Genomic DNA, 21,657 nt, shown 5'->3' with positions numbered 1-21,657 from the left:
TCACCGCTCCGGCACGCTCCGGTCAGCGCGATGACTCAACTGCGCGAAACCTGCTCATCCCCCGCCTGCTCGATCTCTTCGGGCTGCTCCTCTTCTTCGGTATCCTCGGCCGCCACCGGCGCCTGCATGACATCCTGCACGGTCTGTTCGTCGACCCGCGGGTCGAGTGCTGCCGACAGCGGCGAGCTGGCGGCGGGCATGGCGACGTGGCTCAGTGGCGCATCGTCGACCTGGTGCAAGCCTGTCACCGCCTGCGGGCGAATCCGCCACACCAGCACCAGGGCGAAGAAACTGAAGAAGGCGTACAGCATCTGCTCGCCGAACAGCTTCATCAGCACGCCTGCGGCCAACGGGCCGATACTCGCGCCGACGCCATAGGTCACCAGCAGCATGGCGGTCAGCGACACCCGCCGCTCGCTCTCGACATGGTCGTTGGAGAACGCCACCGCCAGCGGATACAGACCGAACTGCAGCAGCGAAATCAGAAAGCCCATGCCGAACAACAGCTCCAGCGGCACCGAGGGGAAGATCGCTAGCGGCAGCGCCACCACCGCCAACCCACCGGCGACGCTGCGGATCAGCACCGCGCGGTCGTAGCGGTCGGACAGCCAGCCCAGCGGCCACTGCACCACCAGTCCGGCGAAAATGCAGCTACCCATGAACAGACCGATCTGCTCGGTCGAAAGCCCCTGGCTTGACGCATACAGCGGCGCCAGACCATAGAACGCGCCGACAATCAAACCCGCACCGAGCACGGTGGACAGTGACTGAGGCACGCGCTTGATGAAAAACCGCGGGTCCATCGGCGCCGGACGCAACGGCGCTGGGTGAATGCGCCGGGTCATCGCCACCGGCACCAGGCACAGGGCGAAGCACATCGCCACCAGCATCAGCAGTTCCAGGCCCAACTGCGGGTGCACCACCAGAATCAGCTGGCCCAGCACCAGGCCCAGGTACGAGGCGATCATGTAGCCGCTGAACACCGCGCCGCGCTGCTTGGCGTCGGCCTGCTCGTTGAGCCAGCTCTCGATGACCATGTACTGGCACATCATGCCCAGGCCGACGATCATCCGCAGTCCGACCCAGGCCGGCAGCCAGTCGGTCATGCCATGGCCGAGCACCGCAGCGCCGACGATGCCGGCACAGGTTGCGTAGGCACGGATATGCCCGACCCGGCCGATCAGCCGGTGGCCGACCTTGCCGCCGACCGCCAGACCGAAGTAGTTGGCCGCCATCAAGGCACCTACCCACAGGCTGTCGACGTTGTCGGCAGCCAGGCGCAGGGCCAGGTAGGTACTGAGCAGGCCCGAGCCGATCAGCATCATCAGCGCGGCGAAATACAACGAACGGAAGGACTTCCAGATATGGCGCATACGTCCCGGGCGGGCTCCCTTTTGGTCGACAACAGCAGGTGGACAACAGCGTGCAAGCATAAACCGGCCGGCACTCGCGCCGCAGTCCATCAGACTAAGGTGGCGCATGGCGAGGATGTTGTGTCGCGCTCAGGCCATTGGTCGCCAGGCGCTGCTGCCAAGGGCCTTGGCAGTGCTAAGCCTTCGATGAACTGACCGACGAACAGTTCCTTCTCCAGCCGCCCATCGCCAAGGCCTATTCGCGCAGGTTCAGGCCATTGGCCGGAAGCGGCAGCGCGGTCTTGTAGCGCACTTGCTTGAGGGCGAAGCTCGAGCGGATGTTGGCCACCCCCGGCAGGCGCGTCAGGTAGTCGAGAAAACGCTCCAGGGCCTGGATGCTCGGCAGCAGCACGCGCAGCAGGTAATCAGGGTCGCCGGTCATCAGGTAGCACTCCATGACCTCGGCGCGCTCGGCGATCTCTTCCTCGAAGCGGTGCAGCGATTGCTCCACCTGCTTCTCCAGGCTGACGTGGATGAACACATTCACATCCAGCCCCAACACTTCGGGCGACAGCAGCGTCACCTGCTGGCGAATCACCCCCGCCTCTTCCATGGCGCGCACGCGGTTGAAACAGGGCGTGGGCGAGAGGTTGACCGAGCGCGCCAGCTCGGCGTTGGTGATGCGCGCGTTGGCCTGCAGGCTGTTGAGAATGCCGATATCGGTGCGATCGAGTTTGCGCATGAGACAAATTCACCGGGCTTTTGTGGTTATGCGGAATGTTTATCTGCGCCGGAGCGCAAAGGCAATCAACATCAGAGAAATATTCTCTCGCCAGGCTTCTACCCTATAGGCAGTGCTGCCCTGGCACCTTTCCACGCAGGGGCAGCGACCGCTGCAAGCTCACAACAACAATCATCCGAGCGAGCGTAATGAGCATGAACGAGTACGCCCCCCTGCGCCTGCACGTGCCCGAGCCGACCGGCCGGCCCGGCTGTCGCACTGATTTCTCCTACCTGCACCTGAGCGATGCCGGGCAGGTGCGTAAACCTGCGCTGGATGTCGAAGCCGCTGACACCGCCGACCTGTGCACCGGCCTGATTCGCGTGCTCGATGGTGAAGGTCATGCCCTTGGCCCGTGGGCCGAAGACATCGACCCGCAACTGCTGCGCCGAGGCATGCGCGCCATGCTCAAGACGCGCATCTTCGACAGCCGCATGGTCACCGCCCAACGGCAGAAAAAGATGTCGTTCTACATGCAGAGCCTGGGCGAGGAAGCCATCGGCAGCGCCCAGGCTCTGGCGCTCAATCGCAGCGACATGTGCTTCCCCACCTACCGCCAGCAAAGCATCCTGATGGCCCGCGACGTGTCGCTGGTGGAGATGATCTGCCAGTTGCTGTCCAACGAGCGCGACCCGCTCAAGGGCCGCCAGTTGCCGATCATGTACTCGGTGCGCGAAGCCGGCTTTTTCACCATCAGCGGCAACCTGGCCACGCAGTTCGTGCAGGCCGTCGGCTGGGCCATGGCCTCGGCGATCAAGGGTGACACCAAGATCGCCTCGGCGTGGATCGGCGATGGCGCCACCGCCGAGTCGGACTTCCACAACGCCCTGACCTTCGCCCACGTCTACCGCGCGCCGGTGATCCTCAACGTGGTCAACAACCAGTGGGCGATTTCCACCTTCCAGGCCATCGCTGGTGGCGAGGCGAGCACCTTCGCCGGCCGTGGCGTGGGCTGTGGCATCGCCTCGCTGCGGGTCGACGGCAATGATTTTCTGGCCGTGTACGCCGCCTCGCGCTGGGCCGCCGAACGCGCCCGGCGTGGCCTTGGCCCGAGCCTGATCGAGTGGGTCACCTACCGCGCCGGCCCGCACTCGACCTCGGACGATCCCTCCAAATACCGCCCCGCCGATGACTGGAGCCACTTCCCCTTGGGCGACCCGATTGCCCGGCTCAAGCAGCACCTGATCGCCATCGGCCACTGGTCGGACGACGAACACGCCGCCGTCAGCGCGGAACTGGAAGCCGAGGTGCTGGCCGCGCAGAAGCAGGCCGAGCAGTACGGCACCCTCGCCAATGGCCATATCCCCAGCGCCGCCTCGATGTTCGAGGACGTGTACAAGGACATGCCCGACCACCTGCGCCGCCAGCGCCAGCAACTAGGGGTGTGAGATGAACGACCACACGACCAGCCTCGACCCACACACCGCTGCCGCCACCAGCAGCATGACCATGATCCAGGCGCTGCGCTCGGCCATGGACATCATGCTTGGCCGCGATGACGACGTGGTCATCTATGGCCAGGACGTCGGCTACTTCGGCGGTGTGTTCCGCTGCACCGAAGGGCTGCAGAACAAGTACGGCAAGTCACGGGTGTTCGATGCACCGATTTCCGAATGTGGCATCGTCGGCACCGCCGTGGGCATGGGCGCCTATGGCCTGCGCCCGGTGGTGGAGATCCAGTTCGCCGACTACGTCTACCCGGCCTATGACCAGATCGTCTCGGAGATGGCCCGCCTGCGCTACCGCTCGGCCGGTGAGTTCATTTCACCGCTGACCCTGCGCATGCCCTGCGGCGGCGGCATCTATGGCGGCCAGACCCACAGCCAAAGCCCGGAGGCGACCTTCACTCAGGTGTGCGGGCTGCGCACGGTGATGCCGTCCAACCCCTATGACGCCAAAGGCTTGCTGATCGCCTCGATCGAATGCGACGACCCGGTGATCTTCCTCGAGCCCAAGCGCCTGTACAACGGCCCCTTCGACGGCCACCACGACCGCCCGGTGACGCCATGGGCCAAGCACCCGCAAAGCAGCGTGCCCGACGGCTACTACCGCGTGCCGCTGGACAAGGCGGCCATCACCCGTCCGGGCAACGATGTGACCGTGCTGACCTATGGCACCACGGTTTACGTGGCTCAGGTGGCGGCCGAGGAAAGCGGCGTCGATGCCGAGGTGATCGACCTGCGTAGCCTGTGGCCGCTTGACCTGGACACCATCGTCGCTTCGGTGCAGAAAACTGGCCGCTGCGTGGTGGTGCATGAAGCCACCCGCACCTGCGGCTTCGGCGCCGAGTTGATCGCGCTGGTGCAGGAGCACTGCTTCCATCACCTCGAAGCCCCCATCGAACGCGTCACCGGTTGGGATACGCCCTACCCCCATGCCCAGGAATGGGCGTACTTCCCAGGCCCGTCGCGGGTCGGCGCAGCATTGAAAAAGGTCATGGAGGTCTGAATGGGCACGCACGTCATCAAGATGCCGGACATCGGTGAAGGCATCGCCCAGGTCGAACTGGTGGAATGGTTCGTCAAGGTCGGCGATGTGGTCGGCGAAGACCAGGTGGTCGCCGATGTCATGACCGACAAGGCCACGGTGGAAATTCCCTCGCCGGTCAGCGGCACGGTGCTGGCCCTCGGCGGGCAGCCCGGCGAGGTCATGGCCGTGGGCAGCGAGTTGATTCGCATCGAGGTCGAGGGCAGCGGCAACCATGTCGACACACCGGCACCGGTCGCGCACGCCACTGCCGCGCCGCCACCGGCCAGCGCCCCGACTGCCGTTGAGCCGGCCGCGCCTGTAGCGCTTACAGCCAGTGCGTCCACCCCCACCGCGCGGCAACAGCAAGCGCCCGCCACTGCGCGCCAGCCAGGCGAGAAACCGCTGGCGTCACCGGCGGTGCGCAAGCGCGCGCTGGAGGCCGGCGTCGAGCTGCGTTATGTGCACGGCAGCGGTCCAGCCGGGCGGATTCTGCATGAAGACCTGGACGCCTTCCTGCACGCCCCGAAAACCGCCGCTGCGCCCCCCGCCGCACAGGCACGGCGCACCGACAGCGAACAGATCGCAGTGATCGGCCTGCGCCGCAAGATCGCCGAGCGCATGCAGGACGCCAAGCGCCGGGTCGCGCATTTCAGCTACGTCGAAGAAGTCGATGTCAGCCAGCTCGAGGCCCTGCGCCAGCAGCTCAACCAGCTGTACGGCCAGCAGCGCGGCAAGCTCACCTTGCTGCCGCTGCTGGTGCGCGCGCTGGTGGTGGCGCTGCGTGATTTTCCGCAGATCAACGCCACCTACGATGACCAGGCGCAAGTCATCACCCGTCACGGCGCGGTGCATGTCGGCATCGCCACCCAGGGCGACAACGGCCTGATGGTGCCGGTGCTGCGCCACGCCGAAGCAGCCGGGCTGTGGGACAACGCAAGGGAAATCAGCCGACTGGCCCAGGCGGCGCGCAGCAACAAGGCCAGCCGTGAAGAACTGTCGGGCTCGACCATCACCCTGACCAGCCTCGGAGCCCTGGGCGGCATCGCCAGCACCCCGGTGGTCAACACCCCGGAGGTGGCGATCATCGGCGTCAACCGCATGGTCGAGCGACCGGTGGTGGTCAACGGCCAGATCGTCGTGCGCACCATGATGAACCTGTCCAGTTCGTTCGATCACCGCGTGGTCGATGGCATGGACGCTGCCTCGTTCATTCAGGCGGTGCGCCGCCTGCTGGAACAACCTGCCTGTCTGTTCGTGGAGTGAGCATGGCTGAAATCCTCAAGACCACCCTGCTGATCATCGGCGGCGGCCCAGGCGGCTACGTCGCCGCCATCCGTGCCGGGCAACTGGGCATTCCCACGGTACTCGTCGAAGGTCAGGCGCTGGGCGGCACCTGCCTGAACGTCGGCTGCATTCCGTCCAAGGCGCTGATTCACGTCGCCGAGCATTTCCACCAGGCCCAGCGCCAAGCTGAGCACGGCGAACTGGGCATCGGCCACAGCGCGCCGACCCTCGACCTTGCGCGCAGCGTGGCCTGGAAAGATGGCATCGTCGAGCGCCTGACCGGAGGTGTCGCCGCGCTGCTCAAGAAGCACAAGGTGCAGGTGATTCACGGCTGGGCGCAGATCATCGATGGCAAGACCGCCGCCGTCGGCGAGCAGCGTATCCACTGCGAGCACCTGCTGCTGGCCAGCGGTTCGAGCAACGTCGAGCTGCCCATGCTGCCACTGGGCGGCGCGGTGATTTCCTCCACCGAAGCATTGGCGCCGACCTCGCTGCCGCAGCACCTGCTGGTGGTCGGCGCCGGTTATATCGGCTTGGAGCTGGGCATCGCCTACCGCAAGCTGGGCGTGCAGGTCAGCGTGGTCGAAGCCCGCGAGCGCATCTTGCCCAGCTACGACGCCGAGCTGACCGCACCAGTGGCCGACACCTTGAAGACCCTGGGCATCGGCCTGCACCTGGGGCATAGCGTCGAAGGCTACGAGGACGGCGCCCTGCGTCTGCGCACTGGCGCAGGCGGGCATGTGCAACTGTCGGGCGACCGGGTGCTGGTGGCGGTCGGCCGCAGGCCACGTACCCACGGCTTTAACCTCGAGTCGCTGCAACTGCGCATGAACGGCGCGGCGGTGGCGGTGGACGAACGCTGCCAGACCAGCATGCGCAATGTCTGGGCGATTGGTGATGTCACCGGTGAGCCGATGCTGGCGCACCGGGCCATGGCCCAAGGGGAATTGGTCGCCGAGGTGATCGCCGGCAAGGCGCGGCGCTTCCAGCCGGCGGCGATCGCTGCAGTGTGCTTCACCGACCCGGAACTGGTGGTGGCGGGGCTTACCCCGGAACAGGCCGCCGCGCAGGGGCTCGATTGCCTGGTGGCGCAGTTCCCCTTCGCCGCCAACGGCCGGGCCATGACGCTGGAGAGCCGCAGCGGTTTCGTGCGCGTGGTGGCGCGGCGCGACAACCACCTGGTGGTTGGCTGGCAGGCGGTGGGCGTGGCGGTCTCGGAGCTGTCCACCGCCTTTGCCCAGTCGCTGGAGATGGGCGCCTGCCTGGAAGACATCGCGGGCACCATCCATGCCCATCCCACGCTTGGCGAGGCGGTGCAGGAAGCGGCCCTGCGCGCCTTGGGGCATGCCTTGCACCTGTGACCGACGGCCTGCTCGGCCGTGCCTTGGGTAACACTGAGGCACGGTCGAGGCAGGCGCCGACATGACGGCCTTATCCACTGCACATCGCTCGTGCAAGCGAACGGAGCTAAATGTTATGTTATAGCATCAATAACGGAGAACCCACCTTGAACTCTCGCGCTCCCCTACTCGCCGGGCTCACCCTCGGCCTGTTCGGCCAACCGCTGTGCGCGGCACAGCCCCTGACCCTGGACGCCACCGCTGTCACCGACAGCTATGCCGAGGAGCGTGCCGATGGGCCGGTCCAGGGCTATCGCGCTACCCGCTCGGCCACCGCCACCCGCACCGACAGCGATATCCGCGACACGCCGCAGAGCATCGAGGTGGTGCCAGCGCAAGTGCTCAAAGACCTCAACAGCACGCGCATCGACCGTGCCCTGGATTTTGCCGGGGGCGTGGCGCGGCAGAACAATTTCGGCGGCCTGACCTTCCTCAACTACAGCGTGCGCGGCTTCACCACAGGCGAGCTGTACAAGAACGGCTTTGCCATCAACCGCGGCAGCTACAGCGCCCCGGACGCCTCCAGCATCGAGCGCATCGAAGTGCTCAAGGGGCCGGCAGCCAGCTTGTACGGGCGCGGCGACCCGGGTGGCCTGGTGAATATCGTCAGCAAGCGGCCGCAGGCCGAAACCTTCAGCACCCTGAACCTCAGCGCCGGCAGTTGGGACCGCTACCGCAGCAGCCTCGACGCCAACGCCCCGCTCGATGCCGAGGGCACCCTGCTCGGCCGGGTCAACCTGGCGGTGGAAGACAACGGCAGTTTCCGCGACCACGTCGACAGTCAGCGGCAGATCGTCAGCCCCTCGCTGAGCTGGCAGCTGTCACCCGACACGCGCCTGCTGCTCGATACCGAGTTCTCCCGCACCGACGCCGTGTTCGACCGCGGCATTCCAGCGGTCAATGGCGAGCTGGGCGCGGTCAAGCGCTCGACCTTCATCGGCGAACCCAACGACGGCAAGGTGCGCAACGACAACCAGACCCTCGACCTGGCGCTGGAACACTACCTCAACGATGACTGGATGCTGCGCCTGGCCAACCACTACACCCAGGGCACGCTCAAGGGCGACAGCTCCGAGCCGCAGGCACTGGTCGGCAACACCATCACCCGTTTCTATCGCCAGCGTGATTTCGAATGGAACGACCTGATCACCCAGGCCGAGCTGCATGGCCACTTCGAACTGGCCGGCTGGCAGCACCAGACCCTGGCCGGGCTTGAGTACGAAAACTACCGCAACAGCCAGAAGTACCCACAAAGCGCGGCGTTGCTGGACTACGGTCTGGACGTGTTCAACCCGGTTTACGGCCAGGCCAAGCCGGCACTGACCCGCGCCAATGATTTCCATGAGCACACCGAAAGCGTCGCCCTCAACCTGCAAGACCAGGTCGCCTTCAGCGACCGCCTGCGCGGCCTGCTCGGGGTGCGCCTGGAGCGCATCGAACAAACCGCGCTGAACCGCAGCAGCGGCGTCAGTAACCGCCAGGAAAAAGACGTTGCCACCCCGCGCTTAGGCCTGCTGTATCAACTGACCCCGCAGGTCGGGGTATTCGCCAACGCCTCGACCTCGTTCAAGCCCAACAGCCTTGGCAGCCAGGGCCAGGTGTACAAGCCGGAAAAAGGCCTGGGCTATGAAAGTGGGGTCAAGCTCGACCTGCTCGACAGCCGCCTGGGTGCGACCGTTGCGCTGTTCCATATCGACAAGGAAAACGTCATCACCACCGACGCCTTGGGCGAGACCGTCGCTGCCGGCAAGGCGCGCAGCCAGGGCCTGGACATGCAGTTCAGCGGCCAGCTCAGCGATACCGTGCGGGTCATCGGCGCCTACGCCTACATCGACGCCGAGGTGACCAAGGGCGATGCCGCTGTGCCCAAGGGCAGCGACCTGCTGGGCATCGCCCGCCACAGTGGCAGTTTGCTGGGGGTGTATGAGTTTCAGGACGGTCAGCTGCGCGGCTCCGACCTGGGCGCCGCGTTCAACTACGTGGGCGAGCGTTCCGGCCAGGCCGGCAGCCGCTTCACCCTGCCCCGCTACAGCACCGTCGACCTGCTGGCCCACTACAAGGCCAGCGAGCAGCTGACCGTTGGTCTGAACCTGAACAACCTGTTCGATCGCACCTACTACGAACGCTCGTAAAACAGCGCGTGGGTGGTGCCGGGCGAGCCGCGCAATGTCAGCCTGAGTCTGAGCCTGAACCTGTGACCCAGACATGAAAAAACCCGCTGCCATCCCTCGAAGGCGGCAGCGGGTCGATCGCGCTCTGGCTCAGGAGCCTTCGGCGCAGACCTTGCCGGCATCGCCACCCATGCGCTTCATGTCGATGGGCGGGGCGACGAACTCCGGACCCTGCCCGGCAATCCGCCAACGTACCTCGGTGATGCCATAGCGCTCGGCCATGGGCCGGCTGACCTTTTTTATCTTGTGCTGACCGAAGCGAGGGATGATTCCCACTCCAGCATCGCAACTGGCCCAATGCCAGGCTTCGGCGTTGTCCATACGCTCCAGACGGATGATGAACGTACGCGGCGCGCCATGCAGGGCGTACTCGATCACATACAACTGCTGTCCTGCCATTGCGGCCTCCCTAATCGTTCTAACTGGCTATGGGAGCGCTGTGCGCCGGGAAAGATTCATTCTATCTGGCAAGACAACGACATCCGCGCACAAGGTCTCTGCCACGCCACCCTGCGCCGGCCGATTGGCACCTCGCGACACACCCGCAATGGCTCTTGGCTCATACCGTTGACGCGCTTAGAGTCAAGGCTTGTACTTGCACCAGGACCTGCGACGATGAACCGCACCAACGACTACGCGCAACCGATCGGCCCAGAGCTGCCTGAATGGACGCCGCGCCCGCGACCTGGCTCGGTCACCTTGCACGGCCACTATTGCCGCCTGCAGCCGCTGGACGCCGAGACCCACGCCAGCGATCTGTACGAAGCCTATGCCACGGCCAGCGACGGCCGTGACTGGACCTACCTGTTCGTCGGCCCGTTCGACGACTTCGAGCAGTACCGCGCCTACGTACGAAGTGCAGCCCAGAGCAGCGACCCGCTGCACTACGCGGTCATCGACCAGGCCAGCGGCAAGGCGCTCGGCACCCTGGCGCTGATGCGCATCGAGCCGGCCCATGGGGTGATCGAAGTCGGCAGCGTGACGTTCTCCCCGGCGCTCAAGCAGTCGCCGCTGTCCACCGAAGCGCAGTACCTGTTGATGGCCTACGCCTTCGATGAACTGGGCTATCGCCGTTACGAATGGAAATGCGACGACCTCAACGCACCGTCGCGGCGCGCTGCCCAACGGCTGGGTTTCGTCTACGAAGGCACCTTCCGCCAGGCCGTGGTGTACAAGGGGCGCAGCCGCGACACTGCCTGGTATTCGATCATCGACAGCCAGTGGCCAGCCGTGCGCGCCGCGCTGCAGGCCTGGCTGGCCCCCGACAACTTCGATGCGCAGGGCCGCCAGCGCAAGGCCCTGAGCAGTTTCAGGGCCGGGTGCGCTGATTCCTAGCGGGCGCCCTTGACGGTAGCTTGCGCGTCGTCGAGGTCTTCCGGGCGCCGTGCGTAGCGCTGCGCCAGGGCGGCGCAGACCATCAGCTGGATCTGGTGGAACAGCATCAGCGGCAAGATCAGCAAACCGATGGTGCTGCCGGCGAACAGCACCTGGGCCATCGGCACGCCGGTGGCCAGGCTCTTCTTCGAGCCGCAGAACAGGATGGTGATGCGGTCGGCCTGATTGAAACCGAGCCAACGGCCCAGCAGCGCAGTGATGCCCAGGGCCAGGGCCAGCAGCACGCAGCAGCCCAGCACCAGCCAGCCGAGCATTGCCGGCGGCACCTGTTGCCACAGACCGCCGATCACTGCGGCGCTGAACGCCGAGTACACCACCAGCAGGATCGAGCCCTGGTCGACCACCTTCAGCCAGTTGCGGTTGCGCCCCACCCACTCGCCGATCCAGCGTCGGGCGATCTGCCCGGCGATGAACGGCACCAGCAGTTGCAGGCTGATCTTGCGGATCGCCTCGACCGTGGAGCCGCTGTCGCCATGCACGTTGAGCAGCAGAGCCACCAGCAGCGGGGTGATGAAAATGCCCAGCAGGCTCGATGCTGCCGCGCTGCAGATCGCCGCCGGGATGTTGCCGCGGGCAAGCGAAGTGAAGGCAATCGCCGACTGCACGGTGGCCGGCAGCGCACACAGGTAGAGGAAGCCCAGGTACAGGTCCTTGCCTACCAGCGGCAGCAACAGCGGCTTGAGCGCCAGGCCCAGCAGCGGGAACAGCACGAAGGTGCAGACGAACACCAGCAGGTGCAGACGCCAGTGCCCGGCACCGGCAAGAATCGCCTCACGCGAGAGCTTGGCGCCGTGCAGGAAGAACAGCAGGCCAATGGCGATGTTGGTGATCCACTCGAACAGCACCGCGACCTGATCGCGGGCCGGCAGCAGTGTGGCGGTCAGGACCACGGCGACCAAGGTCAGGGTGAAGTTGTCGGGCAGGAAACGCGAGCGAGCCATGAAAATGATCCTGTTGTTATCGGAATGGCGTGCGCGCCCGCCAAGGTCGGCAGCCTGGCAGCAGTTCGGCGCGCGAGAAGCACCATACACCGACTGCCCGTCTGCGGAAATGTTACCGGTTCTTTCCGGGCCAAGCCGAGGCCCCTCCCATCACACAGCGTTGCAAGGGGTGGCCGTACGAGCACCCAGCCAGGGACGCAGCAGGCTGAGCACACCGCACAGGGCCAGCACCGCGCCCACCCACAACGGGGCACGCAAGCCATAACCCGCGTCGATGGCGGCACCGCCTGCCCAGCTGCCGAGCGCCAGCCCCGCGGTGATCACCGAGGTATGCAACGCATTGACCAGCGCACCAGGCTCGGCGGCCTTCATTACCCGCGCGACCATGGCCGGGTTGAGCGCAACGCCGGTCAGGCCGATGGCGATGAAACACCCCAGGTTCAACCACACCACCTGCCCGGCCATGGCAAATCCGGCCATCGCCAGCATCAGCAGCACCAGGCCCCAGCCCAGCGCGCTGTAGGTATGGCTGTCGGCGATGCGCCCCACCAGCAGATTGCCGAGCACGTTGGCCACGCCATACAGCGCCAGCAGCGGCGCTACCTGGCTCGGCAGCACGCCTACCGCATCGAGCAGAATCGGGGTGATGTAGCTGAAGCCGGCGAAGGTGGCGCCGATGATCAGCCCGCTGGTGAGGTACGCACCCCACAGTGCCGGATTGCCGAGTGACAGCCACTGCTGCCTGAGCGGGGTCTGCCGGTCGCCGGCACTGGGCTTGAGACAGGTCGCCACCAGCACTGCGCACAGCAGCGACAGCGCCACGATCAGCCAGGCGCTGGCGCGCCAGCCGAAGTGATGCTCGACGATGTTGGTCAACGGCACCCCGATGACCGGCGAGAGCATCAGCCCAGCCAGTACCACAGCCACCGCCCGGCCGCGTGCCGCCGGCGCCACCAGGCTGGCGCAGAGTGTCATGCACAGGCCGATACAGGCAGCACTGGACACACCCATCAGCACCCGCGCCAGCAGCAGCACCGTATAGCTCGGCGCCGCAGCGCCCAAGGCGGCGGACAGCACGTACACCACCAGCAGGCCGAGCAACGCACGCTTGTTGCCAATCCCACGGGCCACCACCAGCACTGTCACCGGCGGCGCGCCGAGGGCCATACCCAGGGCATAGAAGGCGATCAGGTTACCGACTTGGGCCAGGCTCACGGAAAAGTCTTCGGCCAAGGCCGGCATCATGCCGGCAACCATGAATTCGGCAGTCACCAGGGAAAAGATGGTCAACCCCAGCAGGTACACCGCTGCGGGCAAGGGAGAACGATCGGACATGGGTATCTCGGGCAGGCAAACAGCGCGATACCCTAGGCAGGTTTGCCGAACAGGTCAAATGTGCGCGAGGGATGCGCACAACGACGGATGCTGGATAATGCCCCCTCGCCTACGCCGCAGACTTGGGAAAGACCTCGACCATGCAAGCCTCCGAACGCCTCAAAGGCCTCGACGTGTTCGTCTGTGTTGCCGACCGTGGCAGCTTCGCCGCAGCCGCCGAGCACCTCAACCTCAGCGCCTCGGCGGTGAGCAAGAGCATCGCCCGGCTCGAGGCACGCCTGGGCTTGCGGGTGTTCGCACGCACCACCCGGCGCCTGGCACTGACCGAGGCCGGCGCGGCCTATTATCAGACCTGCGCCCGTCTGCTGGCCGATCTGGAGCACTCCGAACAGGCCCTGCACAGCGACCGCTGCGAACTGCGCGGGCCGATCCGTATCGACCTGCCGGCCGCCTACGGCCGGCTGCACGTGCTGCCGGTGATTCTCGACTGGGCCAGGCGCTACCCGCAGGTGCAGCCGCAGATCTCCTTCAGTGACCGTTTCGTCGACCTGGCCGAAGACGGCGTCGATATCGCCGTGCGCATCGGTGGCTCAGACGTCTGGCCCGAGGCGCTGGGGCGCCGCTTCATTGGCCGTCAGCACTTCATCTCCTGCGCCGCACCTGCCTACCTCAAGGCTCACGGACGGCCGCAAAGCACTGCGCAACTGATGGAACATGCCTGTGTGATCTACGGTCAGGCCAATGGCCTGGGCAGCCCATGGCTGATCAGCGGTGACACGCCTGGCGAGGTGGAACGGCGCAGTATGCCGGCGCGGCTGACCATCGGCGACGGCGAGGCAGTAGTCGCCGCCCTGCTGGCCGGCTTTGGTATCGCGCAGGTGCCAACCTGGCTGGTCGGACAGCACCTGCAATCAGGGGCATTGGTTGAAATCTTGCCGAATTTGGCACTCGATGGCCTGGCGATGAATGTACTGTGGCTGAAAAAGCGCGAGTCATTGGCGCGGGTCGACGCGTTGCTGCAGGTGCTGGGCGCAGCGCTACGAACCGACGGCCACCAAGTGAGCGAGACGATTGGTGAATCCAGTTCATCAGTGACATGAAAACTCACCCTAAATCCACCTCTCAAGACTGATTAGACTGCCCGGTTCCTCAGTTTCGGAACCTGTCATGAACGCTTCCACTGCCGCACCTGCCGTAGCTGGCTCACACCGCTCGAGCGCGGGCATCGTCATTCTCGCCCTGTCGGCCTTTTTGATCGTCACCACCGAATTTCTCATCGTCGGCCTGCTGCCGGGGCTGGCCCGCGACCTGGGTATATCCATTTCCGCGGCTGGACAACTGGTGACCCTGTTCGCCTTCACCGTGATGCTGGCTGGACCGCCGATGACCGCAGCCCTGGCGTATTTGAATCGGCGCATGCTGTTCACCGGCATTTTGCTGCTGTTCGCTGCAGCCAACGCCTTGGCAGCGCTGGCGCCAAACATCTGGGTGCTAGCGCTGGCGCGCTTCATTCCGGCGCTGGCCTTGCCGGTGTTCTGGGGCACGGCCAGCGAAACTGCAGCCAGCATCGTCCCGCCCGAAGCGCAAGGCCAAGCCGTAGCGCGGGTCTACCTGGGCATTTCCGCCGCCCTGCTGCTGGGCATTCCACTGGGTACCCTGGCCGCCGAAGCCGTGGGCTGGCGCGGCGCATTCTGGGCACTTGCGGCGCTATCGCTGGTGATGGCGGTCGCCATGGCCATGTGCATGCCGACCCCGCCCAAGGCGGTCAAGGTCAACCTGGCAAGTCAGCTCAAGCTATTCCGCGAACCGTATTTCCTGATCAACCTGATGCTGTCGGTAGTGGTCTTCAGTGCAATGTTCACCGCCTACACCTATCTGGCCGACCTGCTGGTGCAGCGCGCCGGAGTGTCGTCGCCGAACCTGGGCTGGTGGCTGATGGCGTTTGGCACGGTCGGGTTGATCGGTAACTGGCTGGGCGGGGTGTGGGTCACTCGGACGGCCATCGGCGCCACGGCGGTGTTCGTCCTGCTGCTGGCGGTGGGCATGGGCCTGTTCGGCGGGTTGACGCAATGGCCGGTGTTGCAGTGCCTGGCGTTGGCGCTGTGGGCGGTGGCCAATACCGCGCTGTATCCGATCTGCCAGGTACGGGTGATGAACGCGGTGAGCCATTCCAAGGCGTTGGCAGGTACTGCGAATGTTTCGGCGGCCAACGCCGGCATCGGCCTGGGGGCGGTGATCGGCGGCGCAGTCATTCCCACGTTGGGTCTGGCGGCCGTCAGCTATACAGCCACCGCTCTGGCCCTACTGGCGTTGCTCCTGACCCCGGCCGTGGCGCGGCTGCGCCCGGCAGGCTGAATCAGGAGGCGATGAACTGGCCGCGTTGCCCTGTCCGTGGGGCAGCAGCGTGCTGCCAATCGAGCTGCGCCTGGGCCCGGGCCACCGCCTCGCGCACGGCACCGGTCCAGTTCGCATCCTGCGGGTCGATCACCGCAACACGGAAGCCATGCTCGTGGCCTTCGCTGCGCACGCCTTCGGAGTCGTCGACATGCAGGTCGATGTCGAACGCCGAAGGCAATTTCGACGGCGCATTGAGCAGACCGCGACTGTCCAGCACCTGCTGGTGACGACTACTGTTGACCACGCCGTCGACGCGAATGCCGTACATCAGCAGCCAGCGGCGGATGTACGCCTGACTGCGCCCGGACGAGGTGTAGATCCAGATGCTGCAGCCCTGCTCGCGCAGCTCGCGGAACAGGTCGCGGGTGCCGGCGCGCAGCGGCTCGCCCAGCCAGCGGTGCAGGCAGCCGGGCAGTACGTCCGGCTCGGCGGCGCTGTGCTCGGGCAGGCACGCCAGGGTGTCGTCGATATCGAAAGAAACGCGCAACTGCGGGCGCTTGAACGCGCGTTGCACGGCGTGCTGGGCCAGGCGGCTACCGCTGCGCCAGTGGTCGAGCAAAAGATAGCGGGCCATCAGTGGCGCTCCTGGTGAATCGGGGTTGGCACGGGGCCAAGGCCGAACCGTTCTGCGGCCGGTGCTTGAGCTTCAAGGAAGGCGGCGTACTTTTTCTTGATCTTGGGCAACTCGTACAACGCCTTGACGCCATGCTTGGCCGAGTTGCGAATGACCGAGGACGGGTTGAAATAGCCCTCGGCATTGTCCAGGGTCAGCACGAACGGTGGCAGTCCAGCACGCATCAGCAGGTAGCTGACGATCAGCGAACCGGTGCGGTGGTTGCCTTCGATGAACAGTTGCGGCTTGCTCAGGATACGCACGTAGACACCTGCGGCACGTTTCCACAACGAGTCGCTGCGGTACGCGCAATACCAGTTGAACAGGTCCTTGATCCCGCCTTCGACATTGTTGAAGAAGCGCTCTTCGGTCGCTGCCAGATGCGGTGCGAACTCCAGTCGACGCGCAGGATCGTTGCCACACAGCACGGTGGCGTTGATCTCCAGCATCAGGTTCAGCTGCTGCAGGTCGAACAGGTCGACGCCGCGGGCGACATAATCGTCGATCAGCGCGTAGCCTTCAATGACGTTGTGCAGCACTTCGTCGGTGAACGGATCACGGGGTTCGGTGAACTGCTGGCTGAGCTGGGCAAAGCGCGCCTGGACGTCGCGCAGAGCACGTTCAATGGCAGTCAGATCGAGGCGACGCGTAACGGGCATTGGCAATCCTGTGAAGCGGTGAACGAAAAGCGGCGGATGCAGCCTGCGCCGCCCCGCCCGAGTGCCAGCCCCGTGGCTGGCGACATGCATCAGCTGAACTTGCCGCTGATGTAATCGCTGGTCAGTTGTTCGCGTGGGCTCTGGAAGATCTGCGCAGTCGGGCCCATTTCCACCAGGTAGCCAGTGCGCGTGCCCTGGGAGATGTCCACCGAGAAGAACGCCGTGGTATCGGCCACACGAATTGCCTGCTGCATGTTGTGGGTCACCAGGGCGATGGTGTAGTCCTTCTTCAGCTCGACCATCAGTTCCTCGACCCGCCGCGTGGCGATGGGGTCGAGCGCCGAGCAGGGTTCGTCGAGCAGCAAGACTTCCGGCTCGGTCGCGATGGCGCGGGCAATGCACAGACGCTGCTGCTGGCCACCGGAGAGCGACAGACCACTGACCTTGAGCTTGTCCTTGACCTCGTCCCACAGCGCCGCGCCCTGCAGGGCGTGCTTGACGCGGTCGCCCAGGTCGCCCTTGTAGCGATTGAGGCGCAGGCCGAAGGCGACGTTATCGAAGATGCTCATGGAGAACGGGTTGGGCTGCTGGAACACCATGCCGATGTAGCGGCGCACCACCACCGGATCGACGCCCTTGCCATACACATCCTGACCCAGGAAGTGCACGTGGCCTTCGAAGCGGAAGCCTTTGACCAAGTCGTTCATGCGGTTGAGGCTACGCAGCACGGTGCTCTTGCCGCAGCCGGACGGGCCGATGAAACCGGTGATCTTGTTCTTCTCGATCGGCACGTGGCTGTCGCGCACGGCGAGGAAGTTGCCGTAGAAGATCTTGTCCAGCTTGCAGTCCATGACCACTGGCGCTTCGCTGGCCATTGGAGCGGCTCGTTGCGCAGTTGATACGTTCACGTTCAGGGACTCCCGTTCTCAATACTTGGGCTTGCCGAAGACTCGGCTCACGATGTTAACCACCAGCACGATCATCACCAGCACCAGCGAGGCCGCCCAGGCGAGCTCGAGCTGGTTGTCGAAAGGCATGCCAGAGAAGTTGTAGATCAGCACGGCCAGCGACGCGGTGGGGTTCATCACCGCCAGGCTGCCGTCGTGGTAGATCCAGTAGTTGCTGAACAGCGCGGTGAACAGCAGCGGCGCGGTTTCGCCCGCAGCCCGTGCCACGGCCAGCATGACCCCGGTGAGAATCGCCGGCAGGCCGGTCGGCAGGACGATCTTCCAGACCACCTGGGCGCGGGTGCAGCCCATGCCGTAGGCGGCGTCCTTCATGATCTTGGGCACCATCTTCATCGACTCTTCGGCGGTCAGCACCACGATCGGCAGCATCAGCACCGCCAGCGCCACACCGCCGGCCGGGGCGGAGTAGGTACCGGTGGTCATCACCACCAGGGCGTAGGCGAACACGCCGGCCAGGATCGACGGCAGGCCGGTGAGCATCTTCGCGGCGAAGCGCGAGGCGTTGGCCAGCTTGCTCTCGGGGCCCAACTCAGCGAGGAAGATCGCCGCCAGGATGCCGATCGGCACGGCAATCGCCGCAGCGATGCCGACCATGACGAAGGTACCGGCCATGGCGTTGCCGAAGCCGCCGCCCATTTCGAAGCCGGTGGGCGGCAATTCGGTGAACACTTCCAGACTCAGCCGCGCACCGCCGCGGGTGATCAGCATGTACAGCACGGAAATCAGTGGCACGCTGGCGATCAACGCCGCGCACCAGACCAGCGAAGTCAGCACCAGGCTGCGCAGAGCGCGGCCTTCGAAACGGCGCTGCAAGCTGGGCAGGGCTTTGCTGGGGGTCGTCAGGCTGGTCATCATTTATTCCCCCGTTGTGCGTAGAGCATCAGCATGGAGCCGAGCACGTTCACCAGCAGAGTGATGAACATCAGCACCAGCGCGGCATACATCAACACCTCGATCTCGCTTGGGCCGGCTTCCGGGAAGTTCAGCGCGAGCAAGGCCGCCAGGGTATTGGCCGGGGCGAACAGCGACACCGACAGGGTGTTGGCGTTGCCCACCAGCATGGCCAGGGCCATGGTTTCGCCAAGGGCGCGACCCAGGCCCAGCACCAGCGAGCCGAAGATGCCGGTCGCAGCCGAGGGCACCATGACCTTGAGAATCGCTTCCCAGTGGGTCGTACCCATGCCGTAGGCGGCCTGCTTGGTTTTCATCGGCACGCTGGTCAGCGCGTCCTGGGACACCGCAGCCACGGTCGGCAGAATCATGATCGCCAGTACCAGTGCCGCTGGCAGCAGGCCGGGGCCGCTGAGCGAGGTGCCGAAGAAGGGAATCCAGCCCAGCTCGCTGTTGAGCCAGGTGGTTAGCGGGCGGATGGCCGGGATCACCACATAGATGCCCCACAGCCCATACACCACGCTGGGAATCGCCGCCAAGAGTTCGACAATGGTGCGAAACACCGCCGCAAGCTTGGCGGGCAGGAAATCCTGGGTGAGGAAGATAGCGATGCTGATACCGAAGACGCCGGCGATCAGCAGAGCGATGAAGGCGCTGTAGAGCGTGCCCCAGATCGCTGGAAGAATGCCGTATTGGCCTTGGTTGACGTCCCAGACGGTGCCGAACAGCACGTCGAAGCCGTATTTTTCCATGCCGGGGAGCGCTTTGCGTCCCACCTCATAAACCAGTGCGAAGACCAGTGCGAGAATCAACACAACGCCGATGCGCGCCAGCCCGCGGAAGATGCGGTCGACCAGAAAATCCTTGGCAGACGGCGGCCGACAAGCCGAGTCGGGGTTATCCGGTATGGAAAAAGGTGTATTCATGGGCGAATTCCGGAACGGGAAACGAACGCTCCCGGCCTGCCAGGGCCTGCCGAGAGCGACCTGCTTGGCTTACTGAATGTTGGCAGAAGCCTTGCGCACCTGGTCGACGACCGACTGCGGCAGCGGGATATAACCCATCGAGTCGGCGATCTTCTGGCCTTCGGTGAGGCTGTACTCGACCATCTCGCGCATGGCCTTGGCCTTGGCCGGGTTGCCGTTGTCCTTACGGAAGATCATCCAGGTGTAGGAGGTGATCGGGTAAGACTTGGCACCCTGTGGGTCAGGCAGCCAGGCCACCAGGTTTTCCGGCATGTTCACGGCGGCCAGTGCTTCGGCACCGCTCTCGGCGCTTGGCACTACGTACTGACCGGCCTGGTTCTCCAACTCGGCGAAATCGACCTTGGCCAGCTTGGCGAAGCCGTATTCGATGTAGCCGATGGCGCCTGGGGTCTGACGCACGGTGGCGGTGATGCCATCGTTCTTCGGCGACTTGATGAACTTGTCGGTGGCAGGCCAGTTGACCGTGTTGCCCTCGCCCAGCGCTTGCTTGAAGGCAGGGCTGATGGCCGACAGATGCTTGGTGAACACCGCGGTGGTACCGCTGGAGTCGGCGCGCACGACTACGGTGATCGGCGTGGCAGGCAGTTTCAGGTCAGGGTTGGCGGCGGCGATCTTCGGATCGTTCCACTGGGTGATCTTGCCCAGGAAGATGTCCGAATACACTTCGCGGGACAGCTTCAGACCCTTGGGGTTGCCTGGCAGGTTGTAGGCCAGAACGATTTCACCGGCAGTCATGGGCAGCAGTTGCACGCCCTCGCTGACCTTGGCGATTTCCTCAGGCTTCATGGCCGAGTCACTGGCGGCGAAGTCGACGGTCTTGTTCAGGAAGTCCTGCACCCCTGCCCCACTACCTTTGGACTGATAGTCGACGGTCACACCCTCGGTTTTCTTGCTGAAATCCTTGAACCAGGTGAGGTAGATCGGTGCTGGGAAACTGGCACCCGAGCCGGTCAGGCGGATGTTCTCTGCGGCGAACGCCGAGGTGGCGCTAAGGGAGACCGCAACGGCAAGTGCAGCAGACTTCATCAGGCGTATCATGGAAAAGCGCTCCGTGTGATGGCCGAAGCACTGTGCAGCAGCAGCGTTACAAAATTATGAACGTCCGGCGGCAGCCAAGAAAGTTCCCACAGCAATAGGAAAAAAATCACAACTATGCGGCGAGAAAAGCAGCTTGATCTGATATGAAAAGAATAGCTGGGCGGGTAATGAAGATGGCGTCCCAGGCAGGACTTGAACCTGCAACCTTCCCCTTAGGAGGGGGATGCTCTATCCAATTGAGCTACTGAGACAACAGCGTGGCGCCGAACGAGCGACGGCGCGGACGGCGTGCATGTTAACCAGCACACACCGGTTTGTCATGTGCGAATCAGACCAATTGCCCGTAAGTCCTTTCCCGGGGTGAGCGATCAATCTCGTGGCGCGATGATGCCTTCGTCCCGCAGCAGGGCAAGCAAGTCTTGCACGGCCTGGTTCAGCTCGCCCGAATTGTCCAGGCGACGCACATCAGGAAGATTCTCGGCACGCCACATTCCACTGCGTGCCAGGCGTTGCTCGATGACGTCTGGCGTCTCGCGGCCGCGGGCCTGCAGGCGCTGACGCAATACCGGCATACTCACTTCCAGGCAGATCACCAGCGCCTGCGGATAGCGCGCGCGAGCCTGTGCCAGATGTCCTCTGGAACCGTTGACCAACACCGACCTGCCCTGCTCCAACCAGGCATCGAGCTGCCGAGTGATGCCGTATTGCAGGCCATTGGCCCGCCACTGCAGGGCGAACGCCTCGTCTCGACTCATGTCGTCGAATTGTTGCTCGGTCACGGCCAGCGCCTGTTCGCCCACCGCCTCTGCAGAGCGAGTGATCACCCGCTGAGCGATCTCCACCCCCTGGGCCTGCAACAGCGGCCTGACGGCTTCCAGCAGCGAGTCCTTGCCCGCGCCAGATGGACCGACCAACAGCACAAGGCGCCCACCTTCCGTCTCACCGTCACTTGCCAGATACCGGATCGCCACTACGCT

At 64.8% G+C, this 21,657-nt stretch carries 19 protein-coding genes, 1 tRNA gene and 1 pseudogene; 8 read left to right on the top strand and 13 right to left on the bottom strand.

Going from position 1 to position 21,657, the window contains the following annotated elements:
• Nucleotides 1-35: 35 nt before the first annotated feature.
• Together LK03_RS12280 and bkdR are read right to left on the bottom strand one after the other, a co-directional pair.
• Nucleotides 36-1,373 carry an MFS transporter gene (locus LK03_RS12280; protein WP_038412653.1) on the bottom strand — a complete coding sequence of 446 codons (1,338 nt, stop codon included), beginning with the start codon at nucleotides 1,371-1,373 and terminating at the stop codon, nucleotides 36-38.
• Between the two features lie 235 nt (nucleotides 1,374-1,608).
• Nucleotides 1,609-2,094, bottom strand: coding sequence for a Bkd operon transcriptional regulator BkdR (gene bkdR / locus LK03_RS12275; protein ID WP_028694571.1), 486 nt, complete (start codon nucleotides 2,092-2,094; stop codon nucleotides 1,609-1,611).
• A 194-nt stretch (nucleotides 2,095-2,288) separates the two neighbouring features.
• Between bkdR and LK03_RS12270 the strand changes: the two genes are divergently transcribed.
• The 5 genes and pseudogenes from LK03_RS12270 to LK03_RS12250 all read left to right on the top strand — a co-directional run bounded on the left by LK03_RS12270 (nucleotide 2,289) and on the right by LK03_RS12250 (nucleotide 9,484).
• A complete protein-coding gene (locus tag LK03_RS12270) occupies nucleotides 2,289-3,521 on the top strand; it encodes a 3-methyl-2-oxobutanoate dehydrogenase (2-methylpropanoyl-transferring) subunit alpha (RefSeq protein WP_038412652.1) in 1,233 nt (410 codons plus the stop codon).
• Nucleotide 3,522: 1 nt separating this feature from the next.
• A complete protein-coding gene (locus tag LK03_RS12265) occupies nucleotides 3,523-4,581 on the top strand; it encodes an alpha-ketoacid dehydrogenase subunit beta (RefSeq protein WP_038412651.1) in 1,059 nt (352 codons plus the stop codon).
• Nucleotides 4,582-5,865 (top strand): dihydrolipoamide acetyltransferase family protein, encoded by a 1,284-nt coding sequence (locus LK03_RS12260; protein ID WP_038412650.1) that lies wholly within the window; start codon nucleotides 4,582-4,584, stop codon nucleotides 5,863-5,865. It begins immediately after the preceding gene.
• 2 nt (nucleotides 5,866-5,867) lie between these two features.
• Nucleotides 5,868-7,247, top strand: a complete 1,380-nt coding sequence (lpdA, locus tag LK03_RS12255; RefSeq protein WP_038412649.1) for a dihydrolipoyl dehydrogenase — start codon at nucleotides 5,868-5,870, stop codon at nucleotides 7,245-7,247.
• Between the two features lie 146 nt (nucleotides 7,248-7,393).
• Nucleotides 7,394-9,484 (top strand): annotated as a pseudogene (locus LK03_RS12250) (TonB-dependent siderophore receptor).
• Between the two features lie 63 nt (nucleotides 9,485-9,547).
• Here LK03_RS12250 and LK03_RS12245 read toward each other — a convergent pair.
• On the bottom strand, nucleotides 9,548-9,856 hold the full coding sequence (locus tag LK03_RS12245; protein ID WP_049870481.1) for a DUF6555 family protein: 309 nt from the start codon (nucleotides 9,854-9,856) through the stop codon (nucleotides 9,548-9,550).
• 216 nt (nucleotides 9,857-10,072) lie between these two features.
• Here LK03_RS12245 and LK03_RS12240 point away from each other — a divergent pair, with 216 nt between their 5' ends.
• On the top strand, nucleotides 10,073-10,792 hold the full coding sequence (locus tag LK03_RS12240; RefSeq protein WP_038412648.1) for a GNAT family N-acetyltransferase: 720 nt from the start codon (nucleotides 10,073-10,075) through the stop codon (nucleotides 10,790-10,792).
• Here LK03_RS12240 and LK03_RS12235 read toward each other — a convergent pair.
• The gene (locus LK03_RS12235) at nucleotides 10,789-11,793 is read right to left on the bottom strand and encodes a bile acid:sodium symporter family protein (protein ID WP_038412647.1); all 1,005 of its coding nucleotides are present in this window, start codon (nucleotides 11,791-11,793) and stop codon (nucleotides 10,789-10,791) included. The genes LK03_RS12240 and LK03_RS12235 overlap by 4 nt on opposite strands.
• Nucleotides 11,794-11,943: 150 nt before the next feature.
• Entirely contained in the window at nucleotides 11,944-13,128 is a 1,185-nt protein-coding gene (locus tag LK03_RS12230; protein ID WP_049870480.1) for an MFS transporter, read from the bottom strand.
• Nucleotides 13,129-13,268: 140 nt separating this feature from the next.
• On the opposite strand from LK03_RS12230, the gene LK03_RS12225 reads away from it, so the two are divergent.
• Together LK03_RS12225 and LK03_RS12220 are read left to right on the top strand one after the other, a co-directional pair.
• The gene (locus tag LK03_RS12225) at nucleotides 13,269-14,228 is read left to right on the top strand and encodes a LysR family transcriptional regulator (protein WP_049870479.1); all 960 of its coding nucleotides are present in this window, start codon (nucleotides 13,269-13,271) and stop codon (nucleotides 14,226-14,228) included.
• A 67-nt stretch (nucleotides 14,229-14,295) separates the two neighbouring features.
• The gene (locus LK03_RS12220; protein ID WP_038412646.1) at nucleotides 14,296-15,483 is read left to right on the top strand and encodes an MFS transporter; all 1,188 of its coding nucleotides are present in this window, start codon (nucleotides 14,296-14,298) and stop codon (nucleotides 15,481-15,483) included.
• 1 nt (nucleotide 15,484) lies between these two features.
• Here the strand turns inward: LK03_RS12220 and LK03_RS12215 are convergent, their stop codons facing one another.
• From LK03_RS12215 to phnN, 8 genes are all read right to left on the bottom strand, one after another.
• The gene (locus tag LK03_RS12215; RefSeq protein WP_049870478.1) at nucleotides 15,485-16,099 is read right to left on the bottom strand and encodes a hypothetical protein; all 615 of its coding nucleotides are present in this window, start codon (nucleotides 16,097-16,099) and stop codon (nucleotides 15,485-15,487) included.
• Nucleotides 16,099-16,797 carry a hypothetical protein gene (locus LK03_RS12210; protein ID WP_038412645.1) on the bottom strand — a complete coding sequence of 233 codons (699 nt, stop codon included), beginning with the start codon at nucleotides 16,795-16,797 and terminating at the stop codon, nucleotides 16,099-16,101. Before LK03_RS12210 ends, LK03_RS12215 begins: the two co-directional genes overlap by 1 nt.
• Before the next feature lie 89 nt (nucleotides 16,798-16,886).
• Nucleotides 16,887-17,648, bottom strand: a complete 762-nt coding sequence (gene pstB / locus LK03_RS12205; RefSeq protein WP_240478667.1) for a phosphate ABC transporter ATP-binding protein PstB — start codon at nucleotides 17,646-17,648, stop codon at nucleotides 16,887-16,889.
• A 75-nt stretch (nucleotides 17,649-17,723) separates the two neighbouring features.
• Nucleotides 17,724-18,617 carry a phosphate ABC transporter permease PstA gene (gene pstA / locus LK03_RS12200; protein WP_038412642.1) on the bottom strand — a complete coding sequence of 298 codons (894 nt, stop codon included), beginning with the start codon at nucleotides 18,615-18,617 and terminating at the stop codon, nucleotides 17,724-17,726.
• Nucleotides 18,617-19,582, bottom strand: a complete 966-nt coding sequence (gene pstC, locus LK03_RS12195; RefSeq protein WP_038412640.1) for a phosphate ABC transporter permease subunit PstC — start codon at nucleotides 19,580-19,582, stop codon at nucleotides 18,617-18,619. The genes pstA and pstC overlap by 1 nt, the downstream gene beginning before the upstream one ends.
• Before the next feature lie 69 nt (nucleotides 19,583-19,651).
• Nucleotides 19,652-20,680, bottom strand: coding sequence for a phosphate ABC transporter substrate-binding protein PstS (pstS, locus tag LK03_RS12190; protein ID WP_038412639.1), 1,029 nt, complete (start codon nucleotides 20,678-20,680; stop codon nucleotides 19,652-19,654).
• Nucleotides 20,681-20,854: 174 nt separating this feature from the next.
• Nucleotides 20,855-20,931: transfer RNA gene (locus tag LK03_RS12185), tRNA-Arg, on the bottom strand.
• 117 nt (nucleotides 20,932-21,048) lie between these two features.
• Nucleotides 21,049-21,645 carry a phosphonate metabolism protein/1,5-bisphosphokinase (PRPP-forming) PhnN gene (phnN, locus tag LK03_RS12180; RefSeq protein ID WP_049870610.1) on the bottom strand — a complete coding sequence of 199 codons (597 nt, stop codon included), beginning with the start codon at nucleotides 21,643-21,645 and terminating at the stop codon, nucleotides 21,049-21,051.
• Nucleotides 21,646-21,657 lie beyond the last annotated feature (12 nt).

This window comes from Pseudomonas cremoricolorata (assembly GCF_000759535.1).
Taxonomy (GTDB): Bacteria; Pseudomonadota; Gammaproteobacteria; order Pseudomonadales; family Pseudomonadaceae; genus Aquipseudomonas; species Aquipseudomonas cremoricolorata_A.
Note: the sequence above shows the minus strand (reverse complement) of the source record. Positions and strands in the feature narration are given on the sequence as shown.